This is a genomic window from Streptosporangium sp. NPDC000396, from assembly GCF_042898655.1.
Lineage (GTDB): Bacteria > Actinomycetota > Actinomycetes > Streptosporangiales > Streptosporangiaceae > Streptosporangium.
The window spans coordinates 77,741-90,119 of the sequence record NZ_JBIAZA010000004.1; the positions used below are offsets into that span (position 1 = coordinate 77,741).

Consider the following 12,379-nt stretch of genomic DNA (forward strand, 5'->3'; position numbering starts at 1 on the left):
ATGTCTGATCTGCAGGGCACACGCCTGCCGTTGACCGACGGCCAGGCCGGGATCTGGTTCGGCCAGCGGCTCGATCCGGCCAACCCCATCTACAAGGTGGGCGGCTACCTGGAGATCCTCGGCGCGATCGACCCGGCCTTGTTCGACCAGGCGCTGCACCAGGCCGTGTCCGAGGCCGAGAACATGCGCGTGCGCTTCGTGGGCGACCGGGACGAGCCGCGGCAGATCGTGGAGCCCTCGGTGTCCTGGGCGCTGTCCGTGCTGGACATGAGCGCCGAACCGGACCCTATGACCGAGGCCGAGAAATGGATGCGGGATCGCCTCGCCCGGCCCCTGGATCCCATGCGGGACCCGCTGTTCGTGTTCGCCCTGTTCAAGGTGGCGCCCGATCGGTTTCTCTGGTTCCACATCTACCATCACGTGCTGATCGACGCGTTCTCGGTGACGATGCTCATGCGCCGGGTCGCGGAGTTGTACACCGCGCTGGCTGAGGGCGCTCCCTGTCCGGACACCTCGTTCGGGCCGTTGAGCGTGCTCATCGACCGGGACGCCGAGTACCGCGAGTCCGAGCAGTTTGCGGCGGCGCAGCAGTACTGGGCCGAACAGCTCACCGGTTCGCCTGAGCCCGTGAGCCTGTCCGGCAGGCGACCGGCCATGCCCACCGGCCTGATGTGCCGGACCACGTCGCTGTCCCGTTCGGTCGTGGAGAGCCTGCGGGCCAGGGCGTGGGAGATCAGGGCGGCCTGGCCGGTCGTGCTCATCGGGGCGAAAGCCCTGTATGTGCACCGGTTGACCGGCGAGCGGGACGTGGTCATCGGCCTGCCGGTGACCACCCGCCTGGGCCGGGCTGCGCAGAACGCCCCGGGAATGGTGTCGAACCTGCTGCCGCTGCGGCTGACACTCCGCCCGGGGATGACCGTGATGGAGTTGCTGGAGCACACCTCCGCGCGGATGAAGGAGGTCATGCGGCATCAGCGGTACCGGCTGGAGCACCTGTATCGGGACCTCAACCTGGTCGGTGGCGGTCAACGCCTGGTCGGACCGCACGTCAACCTGCTGACCTCCGACCACACCCTGCACTTCGCGGGTCACCCGGCGACCGCGCACTACATGGCCGTCGGGCCGATCGACGATCTGTCGATCACGGTGTACGACCGCAACGACGACGACGAACTGCAGATCGACCTCTACGCCAACCCCGACCTGTACGAGGTCGAGGAGGCCGATGCGCACCTGCGCCGGTTCGTCGGCCTGCTGAACACCATCGCCACCGTCGATCAGACCACCCCGATCGGCCGGCTCGACATGCCATCCCCGTACGAACTGCCGAGGCTGGTGGCGGACTGGCCGGGTTCGTCCGGCGCGGTTGCGGGAGTGAGGGCCTGGCACGAGCGGCACTCCGAGGACGCCTCCGCGCTGGAACACGCTTCGGACGCGCGTGCCTACGTGCTGGACGGGAGTCTGCGGCCGGCACCGGTCGGATTCCCCGGCGAGTTGTACGTGACCGGTGCCGGCATGGAGCGAGCCCGGGCGACAGCCGAGCGGCTCGTGGCCGATCCGTTCGGCAAGCCCGGCTCCCTGATGTACCGCACGGGTGACGTGGTGCGATGGACCGGCTCGGGCACGTTGGAGTTCCTGGGGCGCGCCGCGAACCTGGTGACCGTTCGGGGTGTACGGGTCGATCCGAGCGTGGCCGAGGCGGCGTCGCCCGCGCCGGACGGTCCCGTTGAGGCCGGTGCTCGCGGTCCTCGATCCACGCGTGAGGAGATCCTCTGCGAGTTGTTCGCGGAGGTTCTGGGTGTGTCCGAGGTCGGGATCGACGAGGAGTTCTTCGATCTGGGCGGGCATTCACTGCTGGCGACGCGGCTGATCGGTCGTGTCCGTGCCGTGCTCGGGGCGGAGTTGAGCATCCGCAGCCTGTTCGAGAACCCTACCGTCGCCCAGCTGGCCGGGGTCCTCGACCACGTCGATCCGGCGCGTCCGCCGCTGGTTCCCGTAGAGCGGCCGGACCGGATTCCGCTGTCGTTCGCGCAGCAGCGACTGTGGTTCCTCTACCGGCTGGAAGGCCCCAGCCCGACCTACAACATGCCGTTGGCGGTTCGGCTCTCCGGTGAGCTGGACCGGGAGGCGTTGCGGCAGGCCCTGCACGATGTGATCGACAGGCACGAGACACTCCGCACGATCTTCCCCGACGTGGACGGCGTGCCCTACCAGCAGGTGCTGGAACCCGGACAGGTGAGGCCGCCGCTGTCCACCGTGGACGTCAGCGCGGGCGGCCGGGACAGCGCCGTGGTGGAGGCCGCCACCCACCGCTTTGACCTGGCCCACGAGCCACCGCTGCACGTGCGGCTGCTGGAACTCGGGCAGGACGAGGCGCTGCTCATGCTCGTGCTCCATCACATCGCCGGTGACGGCGCGTCGGTCGAGCCGCTGGGCGCCGACCTCACCGAGGCGTACGCCGCTCGCGTCGCCGGTCGGGCGCCGCAGTGGTCCCCGCTCCCGGTGCAGTACGTGGACTACACGCTGTGGCAGCGGCAGTTGCTCGGGAACGAGGACGATCCGGAAAGCCGCTCCAGCAAGCAGCTTCGCTACTGGCTGGAGACCCTGGCAGATCTGCCGGACCGGCTCGAGCTGCCGGGCAGCAGTGCGCGGCGTGTGAACGCCGACCGGCGTGGTGACGTGCTCGGCTTCCACCTGGAGCCCGAGCTGCAGGAGGCACTTCTCCGGTTGGCCAGGGACAACCAGGCCAGTCTGTTCATGGTCCTGCAGGCCGGGCTGTCCGCCCTGCTGACCCGATCGGGATCCGGGACCGACATTCCGATCGGCATCCCGTCGGCAGGACGGCTGGACGACACGCTCGACGGGCTTGTCGGGTTCTTCGTCAACACCCTGGTGCTGCGCACCGACACCTCGGGCAATCCCACATTCGGTGAGCTGCTCGACCGGGTGCGTGCCGCCAGCCTGGCGGCGTACGCACATCAGGATCTGCCGTTCGAGCGGCTGGTCGAGGTCCTCAACCCGGACCGTTCGACGGCCAGGCAGCCGTTGTTCCAGGTCATGCTCGTGTTGCAGAACGCTCCCGCGAACGACGGGAGTGTGCCCGGCCTGCGGGTGGGCGTGGAACCGGTCGGTGTCGGCCATGCCAAGTTCGAGCTCTCCCTCAGCCTCACCGAACGCTACGACGCGAGCGGCGTGTCTTCGGGAATCGACGGCGTCGCCGAGTACAGCACCGACCTGTTCGATCGCGCGGCCATCGAGCGCCTGCTGGCACAGCTGTCGGAGCTGCTGCGTGCCGTCGTGAGCGAGCCGGACCGGCCGATCAGCGAGATCGACCTGCTCACGGCGGAGGAACGCCACAGGGTGCTGGCCGAGTGGAACGACACCGGCCACGAGGTTCCGCCGGCCACCCTGCCCGAACTGTTCGAGGCGCAGGTCACGCGGACGCCGGAGCACACCGCCGTCTCGTTCGCCGACGCCGCTGTGTCCTATGCCGACCTGAACGCGCGGGCGAACCGGCTGGCGCACCACTTGATCCGGTTCGGCGCCGGGCCGGAACGGCTCGTGGGCCTCGCGTTGCCCCGCTCGGAGGACATGGTCGTCGCCGTGCTCGCCATCGCCAAGACCGGTGCGGCGTTCGTGCCGCTGGACCCGGGCTACCCGGCCGAGCGGCTCGCCTACATGCTGGAGGACGCCGCGCCGGTACTGGTGGTGACCAGCACCGAGGTGGCGCGGAACCTGCCCGAGCAGGCCAGTGGCACGCGAGTGATCATCGACGACGCCGAGACGCTGGCCGAGGTGACCCGATGCCCGGAGGCCGACCCCCGGCCCGAGGACCGCCTGGGCCCGTTGACTCCGGACAGCGCCGCATACGTCATCTACACCTCGGGCTCCACCGGACGCCCCAAGGCCGTGGTCGTCCCGCACACCGGTCTGGGCAACCTCGCCGCCACGCATCCCTCCGCTCCCGGTGACCGGGTGCTCCAGCTGGCCGCGATCAGTTTCGACGTCGCGGTGGCGGAGCTGTGCATGGCGCTGCTGAACGGTGCGACCCTGGTCGTGCCTGCGCCCGGCCCCCTCGCCGGGGACGCCCTGGTCGAGACGTTGCGGCGCGGCGAAATCAGCCACCTGATGGTCACAGCAGCTGTCCTCGGCACCATGCCCTTGGCGCGGCTGCCCCAGCTCCGGACGCTGATCGTCGGTGGTGACGTCTTCAGCCCCAAGCTGGTCGAGCACTGGTCGGACGGCCGGCAGATGATCAACGCCTATGGCCCGACCGAGGCGACCGTGTGCGCCACCATGGGCACGGACCTGCCCACGGACGCGACGGCGCCCATCGGCCGTCCGGTGTGGAACACCAGGGTCTACGTGCTTGACGAGGCGATGCGGCCGGTGCCGGTCGGCGCGGCCGGAGAGCTGTACGTCGCCGGTATCGGCGTGGCCCGTGGGTACCTGAACCGGCCGGGAATGACCGCGGAGCGGTTCGTCGCCGATCCGTTCGGACCGGTGGGTTCCCGCATGTACCGCACCGGTGACCGGGTCCGCTGGAATCTTGGCGGCCAATTGGAGTTCGTCGGCCGGGTCGACGGTCAGGCCAAGATCCGGGGCTTCCGGATCGAGCTCGGCGAGATCGACGCGGTACTCGCCCAGTACCCCGGCGTGACGCAGGCCGCCGCGGTCATCCGTGAGGACCGCACCGGGGACAAGCAGATCGCCGCCTACGTCGTGACCGGCGGGGAAACACGGCAGTCCGACGCGCTGGTCCCCTCGCTCCGTACCTTCCTGCGGGACCGGTTGCCGGAGCACATGGTTCCGGCCGGGTTCGTCGTACTGGACGCGTTGCCGCTGACCGCGAACGGCAAGCTGGACCGCCGGTCCCTGCCCGCACCCGAGTTCGACGTCCGAGGCGGCGGCCGTGCCCCTCGGACCCCGCGTGAGGAGATTCTCTGCGGGCTGTTCGCCGAGGTTCTTGATGTTTCCGGGATCGGGATCGACGACGGGTTCTTCGATCTGGGCGGGCACTCGTTGCTGGCGACCCGGCTGATCAGCAGGGCGCGTTCGGTCCTCGGCGTGGAATTGGCGATCCAGGATCTGTTCGAGACACCGACCGTGGCGGGCCTGGCTGAACGGTTGGACGGGGCGGGCGACGCCCGGCCCGCGCTGCGCCCGGCCTCGCGACCGGAACGGGTTCCGTTGTCGTTCGCCCAGCAGCGGCTGTGGTTCCTCAACCAGTTGGAGGAGACCAGCGCCACCTATAATCTCCCGCTGGCCGTGAGGCTGTCCGGCGAGTTGGACCGGGACGCGCTCCTGCTGGCGCTGGGCGACGTCCTCGAACGCCACGAGTCGCTACGGACCGTGTTCCCGATCTTCGAGGGAACCCCGTACCAGCGGGTGCTGCCCATCGAGCAGGCTCGGCTCGACCTGTCCGTCGTGGACACTTCCGGTGCGGAACTTCCCGGACTGCTGACGGACGCCTCCTACCGCGGTTTCGATCTGGCGGCGGAGCTGCCGGTCCGCGCCCACCTGTTCGCGCTCGGGGCCACCGAGCACGTGCTGCTGTTGGTGGTGCATCACATCGCCGGTGACGGCTGGTCCATGGCCCCGCTCGCCAGGGACGTGACCGTGGCCTACTCGGCGCGGTGCCGGGGCGGTGCCGCAGTCTGGTCGCCGCTGCCGGTCCAGTACGCGGACTACACCCTGTGGCAACGAGAGCTGCTGGGCACCGAGAAGGACGCGGGCAGTTCGATCTCCCGGCAGCTCGACTACTGGGGCGGGCAGCTGGCCGGACTGCCTCAGGAGTCGTCGATCCCGGCCGATCGCCCACGGCCCACGGTGCTCGGCAGCCGCGGCGGCGAGGTCGAACTGCGGATCGACGCGGGCCTGCACCGGCAGTTGACCGAATTCGCCAGGGAATGCCGGTCGAGCGTGTTCATGGTCGTGCACGCGGGTCTCGCCGCGCTGATGGCCCGGTCGGGCGCGGGTGCCGACCTGGTGATCGGCAGCGTGATCGCGGGACGAACCGACCACGCGCTCGATGAGCTGGTCGGGTTCTTCGTCAACACCCTGGTGCTGCGCACCGACACCACCGGTGACCCCAGCTTCCGCGAACTGCTGCGGCGGGTCAGAGAAACCGACCTGATGGCCTTCGCCAACCAGGACGTGCCCTTCGAGCGACTCGTCGAGGTGGTGAACCCGGCTCGCTCGCTGTCGCGGCATCCGCTGTTCCAGGTGATGCTGGCGTTCCAGAACAACCGTGACGCGGTGCTGGAGCTCCCCGGGATCCTGGCCTCTCCCGAACCGGTCGAGCTGGGCGTCGCCAAGTTCGACCTGTCTTTCAACATCGGTGAGCGATTCGATTCCCATGGCAGTCCGGATGGGATCAGCGGGGCCATCGAGTATTCCCTGGACCTGTTCGACCGGGGCAGTGTCGAGGCGATCGCCGAGTGGTTGGTGCGGTTGCTCGGGGAGGTCATGGCCGAGCCGGATCGGCCGGTGGTGCGAACGTATGTGCTGGATGAGGGTTTGCGGCCGGTTCCGGACGGGGTCACCGGTGAGTTGTACGTTTCCGGTGCGGGGCTGAGGGCCGAGCGGTTCGTGGCCGATCCGTTCGGTGAGCCGGGTTCCCTGATGTACGCCACCGGCGATGTGGTGCGGCGTACCGCGTCGGGTGTCCTGGAGTTCGTGGAACGTGTCCAGGACCGTACGAGGCCGGCGGAGCCGGACGGTGCCGTGGGTGTTCGCGGTCCGCGAAGCCCGCGTGAGGAGATCCTCTGCGAGTTGTTCGCGGAGGTTCTGGGTGTGTCCGAGGTCGGGATCGACGAGGAGTTCTTCGATCTGGGCGGGCACTCCCTGCTGGCCACCCGGCTGGTCAGCCGGATCCGGGCCGTGCTCGGGGTGGAGCTGAGCGTCCGCAGCCTGTTCGAGTATCCGACTGTCGCGCAGCTGGCCGAGGCGCTCGCCCCGACGGACAGTGCTCGTCCGCCGCTGGTTCCCGTAGAGCGGCCGGATCGGATCCCGTTGTCGTTCGCGCAGCAGCGGTTGTGGTTCCTGCACCGCCTGGAGGGGCCGAGCCCGACCTACAACATGCCGTTGGCATTGCGGCTGTCCGGCGAATTGGATCGGGAGGCGTTGCGGCAGGCCCTGCACGATGTGATCGACAGGCACGAGACACTCCGCACGGTCTTCCCCGACGTGGCGGACGAGCCTCAGCAGGTCGTACTGGACCCCGAGCTGGTCAGGCCGGAGCTGACGGCGATCGACATCGCCGGGGCGGATCTCGAAGAGGTACTGGAATCCGCAGCTCGACGCTCCTTCGACCTGGCGGAGGAACCGCCCTTCCGCGCCGAGCTTTTCAGGCTGGGGCCGACCGAGCACGTGGTGATGCTCGTGCTGCACCACATCGCCGGTGACGGCTGGTCCATGGCGCCGTTGTCCTCGGATCTCACCGAGGCGTACGCCGCTCGCGTCGCCGGTCGGGCGCCGCAGTGGTCCCCGCTGCCGGTGCAGTACGTGGACTACACCCTGTGGCAGCGGCGGTTGCTCGGCCGCGAGGACGACGCCGAGAGCCTGTTCGCCCAGCAGGTGCGGTACTGGTCGGACACCCTGGCGGAGCTGCCGGAACAACTGGTGCTGCCCACGGACCGCCCGCGCCCCGCCGTCGCCTCCCACCGCGGTGACGTCGTGGCGTTCACGATGGACGCGGAGCTGCACGCCCGGTTGGTGGAGCTGGCCCGTACGGAGAACGCGACCCTGTTCATGGTGCTGCAGGCCGGACTGTCGGCGCTGCTGACCCGATTGGGAGCGGGAACCGACATCCCGATCGGCAGTCCCATCGCCGGACGGCTGGACGACGCACTCGACGAGCTGGTCGGGTTCTTCGTCAACACCCTGGTGTTGCGCACCGACACCTCGGGCGATCCCACTTTCCGGCAACTCGTGGAACGGGCGCGGGGCACCGCACTCGCCGCCTACGCACACCAGGACGTGCCGTTCGAGTACCTGGTCGAGGTGCTCAACCCGACGCGGTCCCTGGCCCATCACCCCCTGTTCCAGGTGATGCTCGCGCTGCAGAACGCGCCACGCGGGCAGTTCGGCCTGCCGGGGATGACCGCGACCGTCGAGCCCACGCGAACCGGCAGCTCCCGGGTCGACCTGTTCTTCAACCTGACCGAGCACCACGCGGAGGACGGCAGCGCGCAGGGCGTGGAGTGCTACGCCGAGTTCAGCACCGATCTGTTCGACCGGGACTCCGTGCAGCGGGTGATCGACCGCTGGCTGCGGCTGCTGACCGCCATGGTGGTCGAGCCCGTACAGCCGCTCAGCGCCGTCGACCTGCTGACCGAGGACGAGCGGAAGCTGACGCTGGCCGAGTGGAACGCCACCACCCTGGACCGGCCGGACACCTCGATCCCCGAGCTGTTCGAGGCGCAGGCGGCCGAGACGCCGGACGCTCCGGCACTGTCATTCGAGAACGAAAGGCTCAGCTACGCCGAGCTGAACCTGCGGGCCAACCGGCTCGCCTGGCACCTGATCGGCCAGGGGGTGGGACCCGACACGATCGTCGCCATCTCCCTGCCCCGGTCGGTGGACTTCGTGGTGTCCCTGCTCGCGGTGTACAAGGCAGGAGCGGCCTACTCGCCGATCAGCCCCGAGTACCCGGCGGAACGGGTCGCCCTCCTGCTGGAGGACGTCAAACCGGCCTGCGTGGTGACCACCGCCGCGTTGCGGTCCGAACTGCCCGGCCACAGCGACACCGTCTGTGTGGTGCTGGACGACCCGGACACTGTCGCCGAGCTCGGCACACAGTCCTTCGCCAATCCGGTGGACACCGACCGCACCGCCCCACTTCACCCGCTGCACCCCGCCTACGTGATCCACACCTCCGGCTCCACCGGGGAACCCAAGGGCGTGGTGATGCTCGCCGGAGCGATGATCAACCTGCTGCTCTGGCACGGCACCGTGCTCCCCGGGGGCGCCGGGGTGCGCACGGCGCAGTTCACCGCGCTGAGCTTCGACGTGGCCGCGCAGGAGATCCTGGCGGCCCTCACGCTCGGCAAGGAGCTGGTGATCCCCGGCGAGGAGACCCGCCGCAGCGCCGAGTTGTTCGCGCGATGGCTGGACCAGCATGAGGTGACCGAGCTGTTCGCGCCCAACATCATGATCGAGGCGCTCGCCGAGGCCGCGATCGAGCACGGATGCGAGGTGCGTGGCCTCACCGAGATCGCACAGGCCGGTGAGGCTCTGACCCTGAGCACCAGGGTGCGGGAATTCCACCGGGTACGGCCGGGCCGACGCCTGCACAACCACTACGGCCCGACCGAGACGCAGGTCGTGACCTCGTACCTGCTGCCGGCCGACGTGGCCGAGTGGGAGACACCCGCGCCGATCGGCAGGCCGCTGCCCAACGTCCGGCTCTACGTGCTGGACGACCGGCTGAGGCCCGTACCACCCGGTGTAGCCGGAGAGCTGTACGTCGCGGGCGTCGCACTGGCCCGCGGCTACCTGAACCGGCCCGGGATGACCTCCGAGCGGTTCCTCGCCGACCCGTTCGGCCCCGCCGGTTCGCGTATGTACCGGGTCGGAGACATAGTGCGGTGGCGGCGGGACGGCAACCTTGTCTTCGTCGGTCGTGTCGACGACCAGGTGAAGATCCGGGGCTTCCGGATCGAGCTCGGTGAGATCGAGGCGGCACTCCGCCGGCATGCCGGAATCGGTCAGGTCGCGGTGCTCGCGCACGAGCACCGTCCCGGTGACCGGCGCCTGGTGGGCTACGTCGTCCCCGCGGCCGGTACCCCGCTCGATCCGGCCGGCCTGCGAGCCCATGCCGCCTCGCTGCTGCCGGACTACATGGTGCCGAGCGTGTTCGTGGTGCTGGACGCGCTTCCGTTGACACCGAACGGAAAGCTGAACCGCCGCGCCCTGCCCACGCCCGACTTCGGTGCCGCGGCGTCCAGCCGGGAGCCGCGCAACGCGCGGGAGGAGGCCCTGTGCGGCCTGTACGCCGAGGTCCTCGGTCTGCCCCGGGTCGGAATCGACAGCAGCTTCTTCGACCTGGGCGGGCATTCCCTGCTGGCCACCCGGTTGGTGAGCCGTATCCGCTCGGCCCTCGGTGTCGAGCTGACGATTCGAGTGCTGTTCGAGTCGCCGACCGTGGCGGGCCTTGCCGAGCAGCTCGATGGCGCCCGCAAGGCGCGGCCGGCACTACGGCCGATGCGCCGAGAGCCTGAGGAGGTCTCGTGATTCCGTTGTCGTTCGCTCAGCGCCGGTTGTGGTTCGTCAACCAGATGGAGGGGCCGCGCTCCACCTACAACATCCCGTTCGCCATGCGGCTGGCCGGAAGGCTGGATCGGGCCGCGTTGGAGGCGGCGCTGGGTGATGTGGTCGAGCGGCATGAGTCGCTGCGCACGGTCTTCCCGGACGTGGACGGCACGCCGAGGCAACGGATTCTTCCCGCGGACAAGGCACGGCCCACGCTGTCCTTGACGGAGGTCGGCGAACACGAGCTGGACAGCGCGGTGGCTGAGGCGGCGCGGTACGCGTTCGATCTGGCCGCCGAGCCCCCGTTGCATGTGCGGCTGTTCGCGCTGGGCGCCGAGCTGCACATTCTCGTCGTGGTCGTGCACCACATCGCCGGCGACGGATGGTCGTTGACCCCGCTGGCGCGGGATGTGGCCACGGCGTACGCGGCCCGGCGTGCCGGGCGTGAACCGAAGTGGTCGCCGTTGCCGGTGCAGTACGCGGACTACACGCTGTGGCAACGGGAGTTGCTCGGCGACGAGAACGACCCGGACAGCCTGTACACCGAGCAGGTCGAGTACTGGCGGCGGAACCTCGCCGGGCTTCCGGACGAACTGAGCCTGCCCGTCGACCGGCTCCGTCCCGCGGTGGCCAGTCACCGAGGCGCGCTGGTCGAGTTCACCCTCGATGCCGAGCTGCACCGCGGCCTCACCCGGCTGGCAAAGGACTGCGGCGCCACCATGTTCATGGTCGTGCAGGCGGGTCTTGCCGCGTTGCTGACCCGGATGGGTGCCGGTACCGACATCCCGCTGGGCACGCCCATCGCCGGGCGTACCGACGACGCGTTGCACGACCTGGTGGGATTCTTCGTCAACACTCTGGTGCTGCGCACCGACACCTCGGGCAACCCGGACTTCCGCGAGCTGGTACGCCGTGTCCGCCTGGTGAACCTGGCTGCGCACGAACACCAGGACCTGCCGTTCGAGCGCCTGGTGGAGGTCCTGCGGCCGGCACGATCCCTGTCGCGGCACCCGTTGTTCCAGGTGATGCTGTCCTTCCACAACAACGCCGGGTTCTCCGCGGAGCTTTCCGGGCTGACGGTCACCCCCGAGCCGCTGGACTCCGAGGCCGCGAAGTTCGATCTGTCGTTCAACTTCGTCGAGCAGTTCGCCCAGGACGGCGCACCGGCCGGACTGCGCGGCGCCATCGAGTACGCCACCGACCTGTTCGACCGCGACACGGTACAAGCGCTGGTGGAGCGGATGGTGCGGCTTTTCGGCGTCGTGACCGCCGATCCGGACCGGCCTGTCGGCGTGATCGACATCCTGCCGCCGGATGAGCGTCGGCGGCTGCTGGTGGAGTGGAACGACACCGCCGCCGAGATCCCCGGAACGTGCCTGCCCGAGCTGTTCCAGGCGCGGGTGCGGAGCACCCCGGAGGCCGTCGCCGTGGTGTGCGAGGACGACTCACTGTCTTATGCGGACCTGAACGCGCGGGCGAACCGGTTGGCGCATCACCTGATCCGCCGGGGCGTCGGACCCGAGCGGGTGGTGGCGTTGGTGCTGCCCAGGTCGGTGGACCTGGTGGTCGCGGTGCTGGCGGTGCTCAAGGCGGGCGGGGTCTACGTACCGATCGATCCGGACTACCCGGCCGAGCGCATCGGGTTCATGCTGGAGGACGCACGCCCGGTCTGCGTGGTGACCAACGCCGGGGTCGCGGCCGGACTGCCGGTCACGACGGGATCGACGGTGGTGACGGACGCACCCGAGACCGTTGCGGCGCTGGTCGACTGCCCGGGCACCGACCCGTCCGACGAGGACCGCATCGCGCCGTTGACGCCGGCCAATCCGGCATACGTGATCTACACGTCGGGGTCGACCGGGCGCCCCAAGGGCGTGGTCGTCGAGCACCGTTCGCTGACCCAGTACGTGTCGTGGGCTGGTCGTGCCTACCCGGGTGCGGGCGGTGTCGCCCTGCTGCATTCACCGGTGTCGTTCGACCTCACCGTGACCACCCTGTTCGTACCGCTGACCGTGGGCGGCGGGGTGGTCGTCACGGAGCTGGACGACAAGGCCGTACCCGAGCTGACCGGGTGCACGTTCCTCAAGGCCACACCGAGCCACGCCGTGCTGCTCGAGGCGTTGCC

2 protein-coding genes (1 of these 2 only partly in view) are annotated in these 12,379 nt (G+C 69.5%); both read left to right on the plus strand.

All coding sequences use genetic code 11. The features are described 5' to 3' along the window. The gene (locus ACFY2X_RS07690; protein WP_389933903.1) at positions 1 to 10,236 is read left to right on the plus strand and encodes an amino acid adenylation domain-containing protein; all 10,236 of its coding nucleotides are present in this window, start codon (positions 1 to 3) and stop codon (positions 10,234 to 10,236) included. Beyond that, positions 10,233 to 12,379 carry the start of an amino acid adenylation domain-containing protein gene (locus ACFY2X_RS07695; RefSeq protein ID WP_389933906.1) on the plus strand. 5,725 nt of this gene lie beyond the right edge of the window, so the window shows 2,147 of its 7,872 coding nt (coding positions 1-2,147); its start codon is at positions 10,233 to 10,235; the stop codon falls past the right edge of the window. Before ACFY2X_RS07690 ends, ACFY2X_RS07695 begins: the two co-directional genes overlap by 4 nt.

Bases quoted from the DNA above. Each gene is read 5' to 3' on its own strand.
- ACFY2X_RS07690 (WP_389933903.1), top strand. From the start codon at position 1: ATGTCTGATCTGCAGGGCACACGCCTGCCGTTGACCGACGGCCAGGCC.